Raw genomic sequence first — 18,984 nt, 5'->3', positions numbered from 1 at the left:
CCTCCCATGGTTGTCACTGGATGAACGGCCCCCTCGGGTCCCGTTCGGCGGCCCGTTTGATCAGACTGGCGGCCAGTTCGGCACGTCCGCGAGTGCGGTAGGTGTCGATGCGCTTGCGTACGACGCCGTCGGCGAAGACCACGACGATGTCCACCGCGAAGTGGCCACGTTCAGCGACGACGACGGTCTCGACGGTGTGCGCGACATCGGCGGAACCCTCGGCGCGTACCTCGGTGCGGGGCAGCCCGTGCGGGAACGGCCGCTGGCACTCACACACGGCGATCACCGCGCCTCCCGCAGATCAGCGGGGATGGGGATGCGTAATGCTGACTTCTCATCGTCCCAGAATGCCCGATGGGGGCCAGAAAGTAAGGTCTCCCTAACTTCAACCCTGGTTTGGTCCCTGAGCACCTCGGCGATCAGCACCGACCGGTCCCCGGCGGGATTGCGCTGTTTGAGCAGCAGACCGCCGCTGCGCGGACCCCGCAGCGGGATGACCCACAGATCGTCGTCACGCACCATCGCGGCCACGGCGTCGGACGGGAACCGGGCCGCGGCGACGTCGGCAGTCAGGCGCAGGTAGCCGTCCTCGGTGATCTCGACCTCGACCTCGTCGGCGGCCTGCGGCCGCAGCGGCCCCAGGTAGTCCCGCTCGATCAGCGCGATCACCTCTTCCATCGCCGCGCTCACCCGCTCGGACAACTCGGCGCCGAAGTCGACGTTCTCGGCCTCGATCAGGAACACCGTGATGTCGGTGGGACAGTCGTCCGCCAGCGCCCACCGCGCGAACGCGATCGCGTGGTCCCAACGGAACGAGTGCGTGTGCAGCCCCTGCAGAGGCGGCAGTTCGGCGAGTTCCTCACCGGGGACCCGGAACACGGTGCCCGGTGCCGACCCCGTAGCGGCGGCGTCGATGATCACCACCCGCTCGGCCCCGCGCATCTGGAACGCGACGTCCATGCCGGCCGTCCCGCCGTCGACCAGGCGGGCGCCGGCCGGCACGCCGCGCTCCCACAGGTGGCGGACGAGCACCGGACCGACCCCGTCGTCACCCCGCAGGAGGTTGCCGCACCCGACCACGAGTACGTCGCATACCTGGGGTTCGAGCGCAGAGGTCAGTTCACACCATCCCGTTGATCACGAACCGGTTCAGTTCCTTGCCGGTCTTGCCGTCGTAGGCGTGCACGGTACACACCAGGCACGAGTCGAAACTGCGTGCCACGTGCCCGAGCTCCACGGGGTCCTCGGCATCGACGATCGGCGAGCCGACGAGGGCCTGTTCGATCGGGCCGAGGACCTCCGAGGCGTCACGCGGGCCGATGTTCCACGCGGTCGGCGTGACGACCTGATAGTTCTTGATCTTCGAATCCTCGATGACGATCCAGTCGCTCAAGGCGCCGCGCGCGGCCTCGGTGGAGCCGAAGCCCTTGCCCTCGGCGTACTCGACGGGCTTGGTGTAGAAGCTCTCCTTGAGCTCCAGATCGTCGAGCCACTGCCGCACCCACTTGTAGTACTTGGGTCCCTCGTGCATGCGGGCGAGTTGGCGCACCATCACCGACGGCCCGATCGCGTTGTAGATGTCGGCGAACAGCGGGTCGTCGTCCTGGTGCGTTTCGGCGTCGGGGGCAGAGGCCGCCATGCGGCGCGCCAGCGGTCCGGTCTCCAGCGGTACGTTGCCCAGGCCGGGCACGGCGTACCGCGGTGACTTGGCCCAGCTGTACTTGCCCTGCCTTCGGCCGTCCTCGGGGTTGATCGGGATGGTCTCGCCCTCGAACGGATGCAGCGGCCGGTTGCCCTCGTAGAACGAGTGCGTGACGTCTTCGGTGACGTTGGCCTGGTCGAACTCGAAGTACCTGCCGTCGGCGAACACACCCGAACGTCCGATGAGCGCGGCGTTGCGTCCCTCGATGGTCGGGTTCTCGTACAGCGACGGTTCGAAATACGTCCCGGTGGCCAGGTAGTTGCCCACGCCCTGGCCGTACTTGTCCAGGCCGACGTCCAGGCAGTACCGGATGAAGAACCCGCAGTCGCTGTTGTACTGGGATTCGTTCTCGTCGACCCAGGCCAGCACGTCGTTCCAGGTCTTGTTCTCCAGCCAGCGGTCGACCGAGCAGCCCAGCCACTGCTTCTCGAGCCAGTTGTCGTTCCAATGCTCCAGGATCGCGATGGCACGTGTGACGTCGGACAGCGTCGGCGCGCTCATCACACCGCCGGGCACCATGAAACTCGAATGCGGCCACTGCCCTCCGAAGATCGCGTAGACCTCAACCGGTTTGGCCGAAAGCACCACGCCCGGCTGGTAACTCGTGCCGACGTAGGGTGCGAACCGGCGCACGGCCTCGTCGTAGAGCTTGGACTTGGCGTAGTTCTTGTTGGTCAGGTCGATGGCGAACAGCGCGTAGAAGTACCGCGGGATCGACTGCAGCGTCTCGCAGGCCTGGCAGATGTTGCGGATCAGGGTCGCGTTGGGCGGCATGTGGGTGCGCCAGGCGGTGTCCAGGGCGTAGGCGGACTTGTACAGGTGGCTGCCGCCGCAGATGCCGCAGATGCGCGGGCACACGATCAGCCCGGCCTGAGGGTCCTTGCCGCGCAGGATGATCTCGAAGCCTCGGAACATCGCCGCCTCGGTCCAGGCCGACGTGACGACGCCGTCGTTGATGGTGACGCGGACGTCGAGGTCGCCCTCGACGCGGCCCAACGGGCTGACGAAAAGGTCGAGTTCGGTCATGTCAGTGTGAGTCCTTTTCTCCTGCTGGCCGCTAAACCACGAACATGTCTTCTTTGGACCACTGCGGTGCCGCGATCCGCGCTGCCGCCGCCAGACCCATGTACGTCAGGTGATCGGTGCCCTCGGGGACTTCCTTCGGGATCATGCCGCTGACCTTCTGGGTCTTGAACACCGTGCCCGGCGCCAGATCGAAGTGCGGGAACTCGGGTTCGGTGCAACCCAGGCACGGCATGCCTGCCCTGGTCTTGGAACTCTGCCGGTTCCACAGGATCCGGTTGCACGGCGAGTGGGTCATCGGTCCGCGGCAACCGAATTCATAGAACAGGCACCCCGTGCGGGTGCCCTCACCGAACGACAATGTGGACTGCTTGTACTCGAAGAACTGCACACGCGTACAACCGGTCTGGGTGAACGTCTTGAAGAACGTCTCAGGCCGGTGCAGGTCGTCGAGGGTGATGTCACCGGCACGACCGGTGGCCAGCGCGACGAGGATCTGGGTGATCCAGTCCGGGTGGGCCGGGCAGCCCGGCACGTTGATCACCGGAAGCCCCATCTTGGAACGGAAGTCCGGGCCGAGGAAGCCGCCCTTCTCCCGCTTGTGGAACTGCAGTCCGGTGGAGCCCGAGGGGTTGGGTTCCATGGCCGGGATGCCGCCGAAGCAGGCGCAGTCGCCGATGGCCACCACGATCTGGGCCGCACCCGCGAGGTCGGTGACCCAGTCCTTCATCGGGCGGCCGGCGAACATGTCCATCTGTCCGGTGCCGTTCGGCGCCTCGATGACCGTCCCTTCGAAAACGAAGATATCCAGGGGCCGTTCGCCTTTCGCGCAGTCCCAGAACACCTTTTGCGCATTGTTGCCCAGTTCCAGCCCGAGCGACGGATGCCACAACAGGTCGAGGCCGAAGTCGACGATCAGGTCGACGACGTTGGGCTCGTCTGCGTTGAGGAACGACATGGTGTTGCCACTACATGCCCCGCCTTGGAACCAAAGCACCGATGCCATTGGGTCTCCTCTCGATCGCCGGCCAGGGCTGCTGCCGGATTCCGCTGGACTGTAAAGGTTTTCGCTTCGATCACACCTTGCTGCCGAAGACGCGGGCGACTTCGATCAGGTACGACACACCACGGCCGACGTCGGGATCCTTGGCCGCCGCGCGCAGCGTCTTCCACATCCCCCGCACACCGCGCGGCGCGGGCGGCGCCGATGTGCGCGCCGCCACCAGCGCGTCCCCCAGTGCCGACAGCACCTCGGCGCCACGCTGGTCGGTCAACGAATCCAGCACCGCGTTGAGCGCCGGCGTCGCCTTCACCAGTCCCCCGGACAACGTTGCCAGCGAGTTCGCCAACCCCGCCAGGTCGACGTCCTTGAGCGCCGCGAGTGCGGGGATGGGCGTGTCAGCCGCGTTGAGCGCCTTCAACTCCCCGATCGCCGACGTCAGGTTGTTCGCGATGTCGTCACCGCGACGCACGAATCCGTCGAGACCCTTGACGAGGACCGCGAGCAGGTCCGCATGGTCGAGCAAGCTGTTGAGGGCCTCGGCAACCTGGGGATCGTCGAGACGCCGACGGATCCCGTCGGCCGGCGAGATGTCTGGAAGTTCGTCGATCGCATTCTGACCGGCACTGTGACCGTTGCTGGCCATTCCATCCTCCCGCTCGGAGTTTCGGCGACGCGGCAAACATATCCTCACCTATGCGCGGATGCCTATCGCTTTCGCGCAATTCCTGTCCGGATTGCGCAAAGATAGGTGCGCTCATGCGCGTCTGACGATCAGGAGGGTTGCGGTGCGGGATCGAAATCCGTTATCTCCGACCAAAGTTAGGCTTTCCTTAGCTCGCGTATCAGGCCGGGCGTTGCTGGGGGTTCCCGGATGTCACGGCTGACCCGGCTCGGGTTCATCGACATCCGCCGCACCAGCGATCCCGTGCGGCGAAAGGTGCGCAGCCGCGGCGTCCCGCCCGCGCTGGCCGATCACGAGATCTTCTACACCGAGGACGTCCGCGAGGCCGCGCGTCTGGTCGGTCGCACGCTGTCGCCCCTGACGCTCACGGTCGACGCCGCCGATGCCGGAGGTTTCGCGGCGACCATGCACGGCGTCCGGTTGCGCAACGTCAGCCTGCTCTACCTCGACCTGCACGTGGCCGCGGCCCTCGACATCCCGGAATCCGGGCGCTACTTCGCGGTGCACATGCCGCTCAACGGCAGCGCCACGGTGACCCATCCAGCGGCCGAGTTCGACGCAGGCACCACACGGTCGCTGGTCACCAGCCCGGGCGACCCGGTCCGGATGAGCTTCGCACACGACTCGCCGCAGATGCTGGTGCGCATCGAGGAGGAGGCGATGAATGCCCACCTCACGCGCCTGCTCGGGCGGAACCTGGTCGGACCGCTGAGGTTCGAGCCCGAGTTCGACCTCACCACCGAGGCGGCCACCCGCTGGCACGCCGCGGTACAGCTGATCCACACCGAGGTGTACCACGCCGGTTCGCTGGTGCAGCGCGGCTGCGCCATCGGTCCCGTCGAGGAACTCGTGATGAGCAGCCTGCTGTACCTGCAGCCGTCGACCTACTACTCCGACATCACCCGCCCCACACCGGCAACCCCGCGCCGGGCGGTGATCCAGCAGGCCGTCGACTACATCGAGGACCATCTGGCCGAGAAGATCACCATGGAGTCGCTGGCCGAGGCGCTGCACATGAGCGTCCGGTCGATCCAGCAGGGCTTTCGCACCGAACTCGGAATGAGCCCAACCACGTTCATCCGCGAACGTCGCCTGGAACGCGTGCGCGAGGAACTGACCGACGCCATCCCGTCCGACGGCGTCACGGTGACCGCGGTCGCCGAACGCTGGGGCTTCCACCACCTCGGCAGCTTCGCCGTGGAGTACCGAAAACGGTGGGGTGAGACGCCATCTGAAACGCTGCGGCGGTGAGCACGGCGAACCCTGCCAGGCCGAGCAGATGCTCACCGTCGCAGGAGATCGGGGCCGAAGCCGCGAAACGCCGGGAACGCAGCGGAAACCGGGATTCGATGGCACTCGACTTGCGCACGATGGAAGGATCGGGACCAGAGACGCACGACACAGGGGTCGACAAGGAGAGATCGTGGCTACACCTGATGCACCACCGACGGATCGCATCGAGGAACAAGACGGCGACATCACCTATATCCGCACCGACAAGGACCTACCGCCGGTAGCGATCATCGACCGCTCGCCGATCACCACGCGGCACAAGATCATCTTCGGGATCATCGCCCTGGTCGGCGCGATCGCCTGGGCGATCATCGCGTTCTTCCGCGGGGAGACGGTCAACGCCGTCTGGTTCGTGATCGCCGCGATCTGCACCTACATCATCGGCTTCCGGTTCTACGCGCGGCTGATCGAGATGAAGATCGTTCAGCCGCGCGATCACATCGCCACTCCGGCTGAGCTTTTCGAGAACGCCACCGATTACGTCCCGACCGACCGCCGGGTGTTGTTCGGTCACCACTTCGCTGCGATCGCCGGTGCCGGGCCGCTCGTGGGGCCGGTCCTGGCCATGCAGATGGGTTATCTGCCGGGCACCATCTGGATCATCATCGGCGCGGTCCTGGCCGGTTGCGTCCAGGACTACCTGGTGCTGTCGATCTCGGTGCGGCGCCGCGGCCGTTCGCTGGGACAGATGGCCCGCGATGAACTCGGCACGGTCGGCGGCGTCGCGGCGATCGTCGGCGTGCTCGTCATCATGGTGATCCTGCTCGCGGTGCTCGCTCTCGTGGTGGTCAACGCCCTCGCCGAGAGCCCGTGGGGTGTCTTCTCCATCGCGATGACCATTCCGATCGCGATCTTCATGGGCTTGTACCTGCGGTTCCTGCGCCCCGGCCGGGTGTCGGAGGTGTCGCTGATCGGTGTCGTGCTGTTGCTGCTCGCGGTCGTTTCGGGCGGCTGGGTGGCCGAGACGTCGTGGGGCGCAGACTGGTTCACCTTGTCCAAGGTCACGCTGTCGTGGTGCATCATCATCTACGGCCTGGCGGCGTCGGTGCTGCCGGTGTGGTTGTTGCTGGCGCCACGTGACTATCTGTCGACGTTCATGAAGGTCGGCACCATCGCACTGCTGGCCGTCGGCATCCTCATCGCCCGCCCGGTGATGGAGGCGCCCGCGATCTCGACCTTCGCCGGCAGCGGCACGGGCCCGGTGTTCGCCGGTTCGCTGTTCCCCTTCCTGTTCATCACCATCGCGTGCGGTGCCCTGTCCGGCTTCCATGCGCTGATCTCGTCGGGAACCACGCCGAAGCTGCTGGAAAAGGAAAGCCAGATGCGGCTGATCGGCTACGGCGGCATGCTCACCGAGTCGTTCGTGGCGATCATGGCGCTCATCACCGCGGCCATCCTCAACCAGCACCTGTACTTCGCGATCAACGCACCGAGCGCGCAGACCGGCACCACCGCACAGACCGCGGCCGACTACGTCAACGGCCTGGGCCTGTCGGGAGCGCCGATCACCCCCGAGGAGATCACCGCGGCGGCCGAGGGCGTCGGTGAGCAGTCGATCGTGTCGCGCACCGGTGGTGCGCCGACGCTGGCGTTCGGCATGGCCGAGGTGCTGCACCAGGTGTTCGGCGGTTCGGCGCTCAAGGCGTTCTGGTACCACTTCGCGATCATGTTCGAGGCCCTGTTCATCCTCACCACGGTGGACGCGGGCACCCGCGTGGCACGCTTCATGCTCTCCGACGGGCTGTCCAACCTCGGTGGTCCGCTGCGCAAGCTCAAGGATCCCAGCTGGCGCGTCGGCGCCTGGGTGTGCAGCGTCATCGTGGTGGCCGCGTGGGGCAGCATTCTGCTGATGGGCGTCACCGACCCGCTGGGCGGCATCAACACGCTCTTCCCGTTGTTCGGCATCGCGAATCAGTTGCTCGCTGCGATCGCCCTGACCGTCGTGACGGTCGTGGTGATCAAACGCGGATTGATCAAGTGGGCGTGGATTCCGGCGCTGCCGCTGATGTGGGATCTGACGGTGACCATGACGGCGTCGTGGCAGAAGATCTTCTCCGGGGATCCGAAGGTCGGTTACTGGACGCAGCACTTCCAGTACCGCAACGCGCGTGACGGCGGTGCGACGACATTCGGCGCGGCCAAGGACGCCGGCCAGCTTGACGCGGTCATCCGCAACACGTTCATCCAGGGCACGCTGTCGGTCGTGTTCGCTGTGCTGGTGCTCATCGTGTTCATCGCCGGTGTGGTGATGGCACTGCAGGCGCTGCGCGGGACGGGGCGGCCACTGGCGGAGGACGAGCCCGTGCCGTCGCGCATCTTCGCTCCGTCGGGGTTGATCCCCACGGCCGTGGAGAAGGAGGTGAGCAAGCAGTGGGAGGCCTTGCCCAGCGCACACGCCAGGCCGCACGCAAAGTCGGCTGGTACGTCTCGACATTGATGGGCGACAACCACTATCGACGCTACGTCGAGCACCGGGCGCGCACCCATCCCGGTGAGCCGGTGCTCTCCGAGCGCGACTACTGGAAGATGCGCCACAGCAGCGCGGACGCCAACCCCGGCGCCCGCTGCTGCTGACGCGGAATGCTCAGCGCAACGCGTAACGCACCGGCAGGTGTTTGAGCCCGCCGACGAACGTCGTGGCGGTGTGCCGCGGTGACCCGGTCAGCTCGATCGATTCCAGCCGTGGGATCAGCTCAGCGAAGAAACTGTTGATCTCCATACGCGCCAACGCCGCTCCCAGGCAGAAGTGCACGCCGTACCCGAACGCGACGTGCTTGTTGGGGTCGCGGCCCACATCGAACCGGAAGGGGTCGGTGAAGACCTCCTCGTCGCGGTTGCCCGACGGGTATGCCAGCAACAAGGATTCGCCTGCGGCGATAGGCACGTCGCGCACCACGGTGTCGGTGGCCGCGGTGCGCATGAACGCCTTCACCGGGGTCACCCAGCGGATCATCTCCTCGGTGGCGGTGCCCATCAACGACGGGTCGTTGCGCAACCGCTCGAGCTGATCGGGGTGTTCGAGCAGCGCCAGCATGCCGCCCGAGATCGTCGCGCTGGTGGTGTCGTGCCCGGCTGCGGCGACGATCGCGTAGTAGGACACGGTCTCGATGTCGTTGAGCGGCTCGCCGTTCACCGTGGCGTTGGCGATCGCCGACGCAAGGTCGTCGGTGGGATTCGCACGTCGCGACGCCGTGAGTTCGGTGAAGTACTGGAACATCTCCAGCAGCGCGGCCATCGAGTCACCCTCGTCGGCGCTGCGCTGGTACTCGTCGTCTTTGTTGCCGAACAGTTCCTGGGTGAGTTTGAGCATCAGCGGGAAGTCGGCCTCGGGGATCCCGAGCAGCGACATGATCACGTACAGCGGATAGTTGACCGTGATCTCCTGGACGAAATCACATTCACCGCCGGCCGCCACCATCTTGTCGACGTGGATCTTCGCGAGTTCGTCGACGCGGATCTTCAACGCGCGCATGGCCTTGGGGCGGAACCAGTCCGCACCGATGGCGCGGATGACGCGGTGTTGCGGATCGTCCATGTGGATCAACGTGCTGATACCCACGGCAGCCTGCTGTTCGTCCTCCTCGGCCGTCATCAGAACCGGCCGCGGTGAGTTGGTGAACAGGTCGTTCGCACGTTCGATCGCCATGATGTCGGCGTACCTGGTGATGGCCCAGAACGGTCTGTACGGCGGTACGTCCACCCAGGACACCGGCGCGTTCACCCGCAGATGGGTCAGTGCCTCATGGAATTTCGCCTCGTCGGTGTAGGCCGACGGCATCGCGAAAACCTTGGCGGCGTCATCGATCGTCCTGGCGGTCATGGCGCACTCCTCACAGGCGGGTCACAGGCGGGCGGTCACGGAATTCGTCGAGTACGGCGTTGACGGTGGCAGGCGGAACGGCCGCGGGGAAGCCGGGCAGCACCCGGTCGATCGCGCCTTCGCAGCGGCGGCGCAGGGCGTCGGCGAGTTCGTCCAGCGGCGCCACGACGGCGAACGCGTCGAGCACGTCGTCGTCGATGAGCGTGCCCATCGTGTCCCACTCGCCGGCCAGCGACAGCCGGTGCAACTCGGTGTGCAGATCACCCCAGCCGTGGAGTTCGAGCACCTTGCGGTACGCCGGCGTGGAACCGTAGAACGCCAGTTGTTTGCGGGTGGCGACGGCGGCCTCAGCCATCTGGTGCTCATCGGAACCGGTGACCAGGAACACCGGGCAGGACACCTCGAAGTCGTTGCGGCTGCGGCCGGTACGGTCCATGCCGCGCTGCAGTGCCGGGAGGGTCACCTCGTCGAGGTAGCGGCGTGTGGTGAAGGCGTGCGCGAGCAGACCGTCGGCGGCCTCACCGCACATCTCGGTCATGCGCTCTCCTACGGCCGCGACGAAGACCTTGGGAAACGGCGCAGGCGACGGTTCCGGGGTGAACATGGGCGTCATGATCTTGTGGGTGTAGAACTCGCCCTCGAAGCGCAGACTTGTCCCGTCGCGCCAGCAGGTCCAGATCGCTTGCAACGCTGCGATGTACTCGCGCATACGGCGCACAGGATGGCTCCACGGCATGCTGAACCGCTTCTCGATGTGGGGCCGGATCTGCGTGCCGAGCCCGAGGATGAAACGCCCGCCCGAGTAGGCCTGCAGATCCCAGCCGAGGTGCGCGACGGTCATCGGGTTGCGTGCGAACGCCACAGCGATGCTGGTGCCGATCTGGATACGCCGCGTGTGCTCGGCAGCGAGCGCGAGCGGCAGGAACGGATCATGGTTGATCTCGCCGGTCCAGCATCCGTCACAGCCTGCGGTTTCCAGATCACGAGCGGTCTGCGCCACGTCGGACAGACGGCTCGAAATCCCACGGTCGACCTTGACGCCGGGGTTCTGCGCGTCGGTCACGGCCTGCGCGTGCCCCTGCTGTGGGCACCGGAAAAGCCTTTGCCGAAACTCGCGATCATGCGCCACCCAGCCACCTCATCGACGCTACAGTAAGCAATTCAGTATGGTCAACGGCGATAGGCTGCACGGCGACCGCAGGTTCGAGAGGGAGACCGACATGACGCATGCTCCTGAGTGGAAGGAGTCCCTGGAGGACCTCGACCGCAGGCGCCAGAACTCCTACGGCATGGGCGGTCCCGAACGGCTGGCCAAGCACCACGCCAAGGGCAAGCTCGATGCCCGGGCCCGCATCGGCCACCTGCTCGACCCCGGCACCTTCCAGGAGTTCGGCACCCTGGTCGGCGGCGACATCCCCTCCGACGGCATCGTGACCGGCACCGGCCTGGTCAACGGCACCCCGGTGATGGTCGGCGCCGAAGACTTCACCACCTACGCGGGCAGCATCGGCCCCGGCGGCAACGCCAAGCGCTACCGGCTCGCGGAACTGGCACTGCGCAGCAAGATTCCGCTGGTGATGCTGCTGGAGGGCGCCGGCTTCCGCGCCGCGGCGGGCGAACACTACGGCCGCACGCCCACCGATCTGCTTGCCCAGGCCCGGTGTTCGGGCAAGGTCCCCACGGTCTCGGCGATCATGGGTGCCTCGGCCGGGCACGGCGCGCTGGTCGCCCCGGTGTGTGACTTCACCATCATGAGCCCGCACGGCGCGATCTTCACCGCGGGCCCGCCCGTGGTGAAAGAGTCCATCGGAGAGGAGATCTCGAAGGAGGACCTCGGCGGTCCGGACGTGGCACTTGCGAGCGGTGTGATCCACAATCTCGCCGACAGCGACGAAGCCGTGCTCGACGACATCCGCCGGTATCTGTCGTATTTCCCGGCGAGCGCGTGGTCCTATCCCCCGGCCGCCGAGATCGACGAATCGGTCGAACCGCGGGCCACACCGGAACTGCTCGACATCGTCTCGCGGGACAACCGGCGCATCTACGACATGCGCAAGGTGCTCGACGTGGTGTTCGACCGCACCGACTGGTTCGAGGTGCAGCCCAAGTTCGGCCGCGCCATCATCTGCGCACTCGCACATCTGGGCGGCCACCCGGTGGCGGTGGTCGCCAATCAGCCGCAGGTGCTCGCCGGGTCCATCGACGCCGACGCGGCCGACAAGGCAGCACATTTCATCACCGTCGCCGATTCGTTCCATTTGCCCATCGTGTTCCTCGCCGACAACCCGGGCATGCTGCCGGGCAGCCGTTCGGAGCGGGCCGGTGTACTGCGCAGCGGGGCGCGGATGTTCGCCGCGCAGACCGCGGCGACGACGCTGAAGATGCACGTCACGCTGCGCAAGGCGTTCGGCTTCGGCTCGATGGTGATGTCGCTGTTGGGCTTCGACGATCAGGTCGCGACGTTCGCCTATCCCGGCGCGACCATGGGCGCGATGGGCGCCGCCGCGCTCAGCCGCGCCGCGCACGCCGGTGAGGACGTTGCCGAGGTGCTCAAGACGATGGAGCTGGAGGCGTCCTACCGGTCCGCGGGTCACCTCGGGTTCGACGAGTTGATCGCACCCGAGGAGACCCGCAACGCGCTGCTGGTGGCACTGCACCAGGGCCTCTACAGCAGGCAGGCCCCGGCCGAGCCGGTCTCCCGCACCATGATCATGCCGTGAGGCGGCGCGATCCGAAAAACCGTTGCCGCTCAGCGGTCCAGCGGGTTGCGCCGGCCGACGATGAGCGGGTCGGCCGTGGTGAGCGGGAAATCGGGCAGATCGTCGATGTGGGTGTCGAACGTGGCGGCGAGCACCTCGCGCGAGTAGGCGCTCACCGAGGTGCGGTATCCCACGTCGGCGGGGGTGGGCTGGTCGAAGAAGATCAGGAAGTGCAAATCGGGTGCGTGCACAACCTCGATGTGGTGCGGGTAGGCGCGCGGGATGAAGTACACGTCGCCGCGCTGCAACTCCCACGTGTCGAGGGTGCCGTCCGGGTCCATCACGGTCATCCGCGCCGAACCGCTTTGCACATAACCCATCTCGGCGGTCACGGGATGCCAGTGCGGCTCGCGCATGCCGTCCTCACGCACGCGCAGCGAGTACATCGAGAGGTCTTTGAGCGCGGGCCAGAACTGCACACGTGCGGTGCGGGCCGACCCGACGGCCGAGGCCACCGGAGGTGTCATGGCCTCCACCCCGAACTTGTGCGGGTCACCGAAGTGGGCCGCCTGCGGGATGACAGGGTCGCCGCGGCGCGCGGCGAGGGCGCGGTCGGTGGTGTCGCGACGCAGCGCGGCGAAATCCGAGGCGTCGAGGTCGTAGGTGTTGCCGAGCACTGCGTCGGTCATCGCACCGAAAGCCGCACCGAGGCCGAAATCCTCGGGGCGTTCGTTGCGGAACGTGATGATGAACTCGGCCGGTTCGGTGCCGATGTTCTCGATGTGGTGCAGCGATCCGGAGTCGACGTGAAACATCTCGCCCGCGCTGACGGTGAACGTGGAGAACCGGCTGGCGGTGTCGAGCACCGACACCAGGGCGCTGCCCGACACGCAGTAGGTGAGTTCGTTGGCGTTGGCGTGCCAGTGCGGTGTGCGCATGGCGCCCGGATTGATCACGAGGCGTTTGATGGACAGCCCCCGCAGGATCGGGAAGTTGTCGGCGGTGACGCGGCGGATCGAACCCAGGTCGTTCTCTTCGACGAGTTCACTGTCGAGCAGCGACGTGGCATGGATGCTGTGGCTCAGGGACGTGGTCATGCGGGGTCTCCTCTGCGTGAAGCGTGTTGCCAAGAAGCCTCGCCGATCGGCCCTCTCGCGTCGTCAATGCTGACCGCCATTCACCCCTCACGCTGGCGGGATACCTCGATTCCCGTTAGCCCCCACCCCCGGAGCACCCCACCTCAGCACCCCGCCCCACCTCAGCACCGCGAGCGTGCGGGTCTGCCTCTCGACACACCGCAAATCCTCAGCACGTCACGCACGCTCGCACCCGCCGACTGTGCGCATTGTGCTCTTTGAGCTCGACGATTTACGGCGCGCTCCGGGCCTAGGGCGCTCTCCGCTCTACGCCGGCACGCCGAACCACCGCACGAGGCACCCCTCGAGATCCCCCTGCTCGTCGCCCACCCACGCGATGTGCCCGTCCGGGCGTAACAGCACGGCGGGGACATCGAGTTCGTCGCTGACGTCGACCACATGGTCGACGCGGTCGGACCACCCCGCCGCCGAGAGCCGCCCGGTCTGGTCGAGCAGCAATCCCCGCCCGGTCCGCGTGAGCTCGTAGAGGCGTCCACGCCGCAACCGGATATCCCGCAGCCGTCTGCCCACGAGGTCGTCCTCGGCGCCGAAGTCGTAGCGAATCCCGGTCGCGGTGATCATCTCGGTCAGGTACCGGTTCACCTCTTCGAACGCCATGAGCTGTGCCAACAGTCGACGTACGGCCTGCGGGCCGGGTTCGGGAGACAGCAGTTCCATCTGTGCGCGGGTGTTGTCCAGCACAGCCGCGGCGACCGGGTGACGCTCCGCCTCATAGCTGTCCAGCAGCCCGTCCGGCGCCCATCCGTTGATCGAGGCCGCCAGCTTCCAGCCGAGGTTGAACGCGTCCTGCACACCGAGGTTGAGCCCCTGCCCGCCGACCGGCGGATGCACGTGTGCCGCGTCGCCGGCCAGCAGCACACGCCCGGTGCGGTACCGGTCGGCCAGCCGCGTGCCGTCGCCGAAGCGTGACAGCCAGCGCGGCGAGTGCACACCCAGATCGGTACCGGCGGTGGCCCGCAGCTGCTGCCTGAACTCGTCGAGAGTCGGTGTTGCCGAACGGTCTTCGACCACCTCCGCGGCGGGCACCATGACGCGATAGAGACCGTCGCCCAGGGGGCCCGCACCAAAGCGCAACTGCATCTTGCGGACCTCGGCGACCACGGCGGTGACCTGTTCCGGCGTCACACCCACCTGCATCTCACCGATCAGGGTGTCGACGCGGCTGGGTTCACCGGGAAATCCGACACCCATGAGCTTGCGCACCGTGCTGCGGCCACCGTCGCACCCCACGACGTACCTGGCACGCACCTGCGTACCGTCGGCCAGCGTCACGCTGACGCCGTCGTCGTCCTGCGCGAGGCCGACCGCCTCACAGCCCCGTCGCAGTACCGCACCGCTCGCGACCGCGTGTTCGACCAGGATGCGGTCGGTGACGGGCTGCGGTATGCCCAGCACGTACGGGTGCGCCGTGTCGAGCGTCCGCGGCGGCGCCTTCGTGATCCCCGCGAAGTACCCACCCACGGGATGCCGACGTCCGACTTCCAGGAAGCGGTCCAAAAGTCCACGCTGGTCCATGATTTCGATGCTTCTGGCATGTAATCCCAACGACCGCACCACTTTTGTGGGCTCGATATCCTTGTCGAGCACCATCACGTCGACCTCGTAGAGACGCAACTCGCCTGCGAGCATCGCGCCGGTCGGCCCACCACCGACAATGACCACGTCTTTCACCGAAATCCCCTTTCCCGCGACGCGGGATCCATGTGCGGCCAGCGATTCTGCATCAGCCACCTGGCCTTGCCGCAAGCCCCGGGGTCGGCGTTATGGTGAAAGGGGCAGGGAAATCCAGAGCATGGCCATCACGTGTCGAGCAGTTCCTTGATGGCCGCCGGGGACAGCGCGAACTTGGGCAGGAAGCCGACGGCCGAGCTGTCGGCGATCATCTCGGCGAGGTCCAGCTCGCTGTGCGTCGAGATCATGATGACGGGGATACCTGCCGGCTCGCTGTGATGCAGCTGCTCGGCGACGTCGAACCCGCTCTCGGGTCCCAGGTCGACGTCGACGAGGGTGACGTCCGGCGGGCGGGTGCGGTAGCACTGCAATGCCTCGGCTCCGTTGCATGCCAGGTCAACGGTGATGCCCGCACGTTCGAGCATCCCACTCGCGGCAGCGCGGAACTGCGCGCTGTCATCGACGATCAGACAATGCATCGGCATCCTCTCTGCCCGGACATCCTTCGAGCTTGGCAGATCGCCCAGCGCCCGGCACTACCGTTAGCCGGAACATTCTGACTGTTTCCCGACTACCATCGGCCCGTGCCCGGAACTGCTGACACGTCTGTCGCAGACGGCCGCCTGGCATCGTTCGTGGCGAGGCTGCTGGCCTTTGTCGTGCGTCCAGCCCCGCGCCCTGTGCATTGGGGCATCGTTGTCGCCACCGCCTTCATCGTCGCCGAGATCGTCTTGGTCCACCTGTTCAAACGAGTCGCCCCGGAGAATGCGTTCGGCGCGATCTTCCTGATGGGCGTCCTGGTGGTCTCGGCCGGCTGGAGCATGCCGCTGGCGGTCGCGACGTCGCTGGCCAGCACGCTCGCCTACATCTACATCCATCTCGAGGGTGCCGACAGCCTGGCACCGGCGATGTTCGTGTTCCTCCCGATCGCGCTGCTGACCAACCTGCTGGCAGGCCAGGCGCGATCGCAGACCCAGGAAGCCGAGCAACGCAGGCGCGAAGCGGACCTCTCGGCCGAACTGGCTCGACTCATGCTCGGCGCCGGTGACCTGCCGCACGCCCTGGAACGGGCCGGACAACGCATGGCCCGGGTGCTCGACGTCCCCGAGGTGACGCTCACGACGGGGCGGCTCGAACCCGACGGGGACCATCACGCGATCCCGCTGCGCAGCGGTGACGAACGCATCGGCACGCTGCTGGTGCCCGCGCAACTCCCCCTCAACACACTGCGGCGGTGGCAGCGTATGGTTCCCGCGATCGAGGCCCTGCTGACCGCGGCGATGGACCGCGAGCACATCACCGCGGAGCTGGAGACCAGCCGCAAGGAACTCGAACGGTTCTTCGATGTCGCCTCGGAGTCGCTGTTCATCAGCGATCACCACACGCTGACGCGGGTCAATCCGGCGTTCACGCGCACCCTGGGCTTCACCGCCACCGAGCTGGCCCAGCGGCCGTTCATGGACCTGGTGCATCCCGACGACCGCGACAACACAAGGCTGGCCCTCGAGGAGTTGCGGACCGATCACCGTGAGGTCCAGTTCGAGAACCGGTGTATCCGCAACGACGGCGAGACGCGATGGTTCCAATGGAGCGTCGTCTCCGATCACGGTCTGCTGTTCGGAGCGGGACGCGATGTCACTGAACGACGGCGCGAACAGGATCGGCTCCGCGAGGCGCAGCGCCAGATCGAGGCGAGCCACCAAGAGGTGAGCGCGCTGGCGACGCAGCAGACCGCGCTGCGCCGCGTGGCGACGCAGGTGGCGCGCGGCGCCAAGCCCGACGAGGTGTATCCGTTGGCGGTCGGCGAACTGAGTGTCGGTATCGGCGTGAGCCATTCGACGCTGCTGCGCTACGAGTCCGAGTCGACAGCCGTCGTGGTCGCGGCGCTGGACACCGAGTCTGTCGAGCGATTGCAGGTCGGCGACAAGGTCCCGCTCGAAGGCGACAGCCTCGCGGTCCGGATCCTGCGCACCGGAGCACCGGCACGCATCGATTCCTACGCCGGGCTCGACAGCGAAATCGCGATGCGGCTGAGAGGATTCGGCGTCCGGGCCGGAGTCGCAGCGCCGATCATCGTCGACGGGCACACCTGGGGTGCGCTGATCGCCGGCACGTCAGGCGACGAGCCTTTGCCGCCAGGCACCGAGGAACGCGTCGGCGACTTCGCCGATCTGGTGTCGACGGCGATCTTCAACGCCGAGTCCCGCGCCGAGATCACCGCGTCGCGTGCGCGTATCGTCGCCGCAGCCGATCAGGCGCGTCGCCGTTTCGAGCGGGATCTGCACGACGGGGCGCAGCAACGCATCGTCTCGCTCGGGCTCGAGCTGCGCGCGGTGCAGGCGTCGGTGCCCGACGAGAACACCGCGCTTCAGGACCAGATGTCGCATGTGGTCGACGGTTTGGCCGGGTTGTACGCGGACCTGCAGGAACTGTCGCGCGGCATCCACCCCGCGATCCTGTCGAAAGGCGGGCTCGGTCCCGCGCTGCGGACCTTGGCGCGACGCTCCTCGGTGCCCGTGGTCCTCGACATCGACGTCGGTCACCGGCTGCCCGAATCCGTCGAGGTGGCCGCGTATTACGTGGTCGCGGAGGCGCTGACCAACGCCGCCAAGCACGCGTCGGCGTCCGAGGTGGCCGTCCGCGCCGCGGCCGACGGCGACGAACTCGCGGTGTCGGTCAGCGACGACGGCATCGGCGGTGCGGTCTCGGGCGGTGGATCGGGTTTGATCGGCCTCAAGGACCGGGTCGAGGCACTGTCCGGGCGGTTGGAGGTCAGCAGCCCGCCCGGCGCGGGAACCACGCTGTCGGTGCGGATCCCGCTGGACGCCGCCTAGCGGGTCGCCCGGTACTCCGCGACGATCGGCTCGAGTTCGTCCGGCGTCGCGCCGTGCATGATCACCGCGTCGGCGCCGTAGTCGAATTCCTTGCGGATCCGGGCGACACACTGCTGCGCCGATCCGGTGGCCGACGGTTCGAGCCACTCGTCAGGGATCAGGGCCGCGATGTGCTCGATCTGCTCGGCGGTGGCCTTGTGGTCGATGCCGCCCGGGATCGACTGCACCACTTTGTCGTCGCGGAAGCGTTTCAGCACAGCGGGATCCCAGCCATTGGTGTTGACCAGCAGGTCACCGTAACCCTGCAGGTAGGTGGCGAGCCGCGCGACGGTCTTCTTCAGGCGCAACTCTTCTGGCAGGTGATCGCCCACCGTGGCGAAACATGACCACACGCGGACACTGCCGGGATCGCGGCCTGCCTGCTCGGCTGCGGTTTTGACGGTCTTGACGGCACGCTGCAGCGTCTCGGGGGTGAAGTAGGTGTGCAGGATGACGTCGTCGAATTCCCGCCCACCGAGCGCGAGGGTCTGCGGGCCGAACGCGACGATCGCCAACCGGATGTCCTCGCGGAAATCCGGGTCGAGGAAGAGCACCTGGTAATTGCCGATCGGGCCGTCGTGGTTGAAGATCACCTCGCCCTGCCACAGCCGGCGCATGACCTGCGCGAAGTCCTCCATCTGCGCGGTGGTGACCGACGGTATCCCGAAAGCGCCGTACATCGCGGCGATGCCACGGCCGATGCCGAGCGTGAACCGGCCGCCCGAGAGCCGGTGCATGGTGGTCGCCCACGATCCGGTGATCAGCGGATGCCGCGTGTTGTGGTTGGTTGCGGCCGTGGCGATCTGCATGCGGGTGGTCACCGCGCATGCCGCGCCGACCAGCGACGACGCCTCCTTGACGTTCCATCGTTCCGAGATGAACGCGGTGCCGAAACCGAGTTCCTCGCCGCGGCGTGCCTCGTCCATCAGCGTGGCCGGTCCCTCGCCGCCCGCGCCGGCCAGCAGGTAGTAGCCCAGTTCATCGAGTGCGTGTTCGCTCATGTCAAACTCCTCGTTCGTGACCACAATTCCACATTCGGTGACGCAGCCGGCGACGACCCG

At 66.9% G+C, this 18,984-nt stretch carries 16 protein-coding genes; 5 read left to right on the top strand and 11 right to left on the bottom strand.

Going from position 1 to position 18,984, the window contains the following annotated elements; all coding sequences use genetic code 11:
- Positions 1-13 precede the first annotated feature (13 nt).
- From AT701_RS11480 to AT701_RS11460, 5 genes are all read right to left on the bottom strand, one after another.
- Positions 14-277, bottom strand: coding sequence for a hypothetical protein (locus AT701_RS11480; RefSeq protein ID WP_003893636.1), 264 nt, complete (start codon positions 275-277; stop codon positions 14-16).
- Between the two features lie 5 nt (positions 278-282).
- Positions 283-1,080: a hydrogenase maturation protease gene (locus AT701_RS11475; RefSeq protein WP_003893635.1), complete on the bottom strand. Its 798-nt coding sequence runs from the start codon at positions 1,078-1,080 to the stop codon at positions 283-285.
- A gap of 40 nt (positions 1,081-1,120) precedes the next feature.
- Positions 1,121-2,728, bottom strand: a complete 1,608-nt coding sequence (locus tag AT701_RS11470; RefSeq protein ID WP_058125847.1) for a nickel-dependent hydrogenase large subunit — start codon at positions 2,726-2,728, stop codon at positions 1,121-1,123.
- Between the two features lie 31 nt (positions 2,729-2,759).
- A complete protein-coding gene (locus tag AT701_RS11465) occupies positions 2,760-3,731 on the bottom strand; it encodes an NADH-quinone oxidoreductase subunit B family protein (RefSeq protein ID WP_003893633.1) in 972 nt (323 codons plus the stop codon).
- Positions 3,732-3,801: 70 nt separating this feature from the next.
- Positions 3,802-4,371 (bottom strand): DUF1641 domain-containing protein, encoded by a 570-nt coding sequence (locus AT701_RS11460; RefSeq protein WP_058125846.1) that lies wholly within the window; start codon positions 4,369-4,371, stop codon positions 3,802-3,804.
- 228 nt (positions 4,372-4,599) lie between these two features.
- Between AT701_RS11460 and AT701_RS11455 the strand changes: the two genes are divergently transcribed.
- The 3 genes from AT701_RS11455 (at position 4,600) to AT701_RS34200 (ending at position 8,277) form a co-directional block, all read left to right on the top strand.
- Positions 4,600-5,661 (top strand): AraC family transcriptional regulator, encoded by a 1,062-nt coding sequence (locus AT701_RS11455; RefSeq protein WP_058125845.1) that lies wholly within the window; start codon positions 4,600-4,602, stop codon positions 5,659-5,661.
- A gap of 172 nt (positions 5,662-5,833) precedes the next feature.
- Positions 5,834-8,140 carry a carbon starvation CstA family protein gene (locus tag AT701_RS11450; protein ID WP_058125844.1) on the top strand — a complete coding sequence of 769 codons (2,307 nt, stop codon included), beginning with the start codon at positions 5,834-5,836 and terminating at the stop codon, positions 8,138-8,140.
- Positions 8,074-8,277, top strand: coding sequence for a YbdD/YjiX family protein (locus tag AT701_RS34200; protein WP_011728261.1), 204 nt, complete (start codon positions 8,074-8,076; stop codon positions 8,275-8,277). Before AT701_RS11450 ends, AT701_RS34200 begins: the two co-directional genes overlap by 67 nt.
- A 10-nt stretch (positions 8,278-8,287) precedes the next feature.
- Here AT701_RS34200 and AT701_RS11445 read toward each other — a convergent pair whose 3' ends face one another.
- Together AT701_RS11445 and AT701_RS11440 are read right to left on the bottom strand one after the other, a co-directional pair.
- Entirely contained in the window at positions 8,288-9,523 is a 1,236-nt protein-coding gene (locus tag AT701_RS11445) for a cytochrome P450 (protein ID WP_011728260.1), read from the bottom strand.
- Positions 9,524-9,533: 10 nt separating this feature from the next.
- Positions 9,534-10,586, bottom strand: coding sequence for an LLM class F420-dependent oxidoreductase (locus AT701_RS11440; RefSeq protein ID WP_011728259.1), 1,053 nt, complete (start codon positions 10,584-10,586; stop codon positions 9,534-9,536).
- Positions 10,587-10,743: 157 nt separating this feature from the next.
- Here AT701_RS11440 and AT701_RS11435 point away from each other — a divergent pair, with 157 nt between their 5' ends.
- The gene (locus tag AT701_RS11435; protein WP_029104262.1) at positions 10,744-12,243 is read left to right on the top strand and encodes an acyl-CoA carboxylase subunit beta; all 1,500 of its coding nucleotides are present in this window, start codon (positions 10,744-10,746) and stop codon (positions 12,241-12,243) included.
- Positions 12,244-12,272: 29 nt separating this feature from the next.
- Here the strand turns inward: AT701_RS11435 and AT701_RS11430 are convergent, their stop codons facing one another.
- The 3 genes from AT701_RS11430 to AT701_RS11420 all read right to left on the bottom strand — a co-directional run bounded on the left by AT701_RS11430 (position 12,273) and on the right by AT701_RS11420 (position 15,529).
- The gene (locus AT701_RS11430) at positions 12,273-13,319 is read right to left on the bottom strand and encodes a cupin domain-containing protein (protein WP_058125843.1); all 1,047 of its coding nucleotides are present in this window, start codon (positions 13,317-13,319) and stop codon (positions 12,273-12,275) included.
- Between the two features lie 306 nt (positions 13,320-13,625).
- On the bottom strand, positions 13,626-15,050 hold the full coding sequence (gene rox / locus AT701_RS11425) for a rifampin monooxygenase (protein WP_058127604.1): 1,425 nt from the start codon (positions 15,048-15,050) through the stop codon (positions 13,626-13,628).
- Positions 15,051-15,178: 128 nt separating this feature from the next.
- Complete coding sequence (locus tag AT701_RS11420; RefSeq protein WP_003893623.1) at positions 15,179-15,529, bottom strand: response regulator; 351 nt, start codon at positions 15,527-15,529, stop codon at positions 15,179-15,181.
- 201 nt (positions 15,530-15,730) lie between these two features.
- Here AT701_RS11420 and AT701_RS11410 point away from each other — a divergent pair, with 201 nt between their 5' ends.
- Positions 15,731-17,884 carry a PAS domain S-box protein gene (locus AT701_RS11410; protein ID WP_011728254.1) on the top strand — a complete coding sequence of 718 codons (2,154 nt, stop codon included), beginning with the start codon at positions 15,731-15,733 and terminating at the stop codon, positions 17,882-17,884.
- On the opposite strand, the gene AT701_RS11405 is transcribed toward AT701_RS11410, so the two are convergent.
- Positions 17,881-18,924, bottom strand: a complete 1,044-nt coding sequence (locus AT701_RS11405) for a TIGR03857 family LLM class F420-dependent oxidoreductase (protein ID WP_058127603.1) — start codon at positions 18,922-18,924, stop codon at positions 17,881-17,883. The two genes, AT701_RS11410 and AT701_RS11405, sit on opposite strands and share 4 nt — an antisense overlap.
- Between the last annotated feature and the right edge of the window lie 60 nt (positions 18,925-18,984).

The sequence above is a fragment of the Mycolicibacterium smegmatis genome (assembly GCF_001457595.1).
GTDB lineage: Bacteria > Actinomycetota > Actinomycetes > Mycobacteriales > Mycobacteriaceae > Mycobacterium > Mycobacterium smegmatis.
This window is presented reverse-complemented; position numbering and strand designations above follow the sequence as displayed.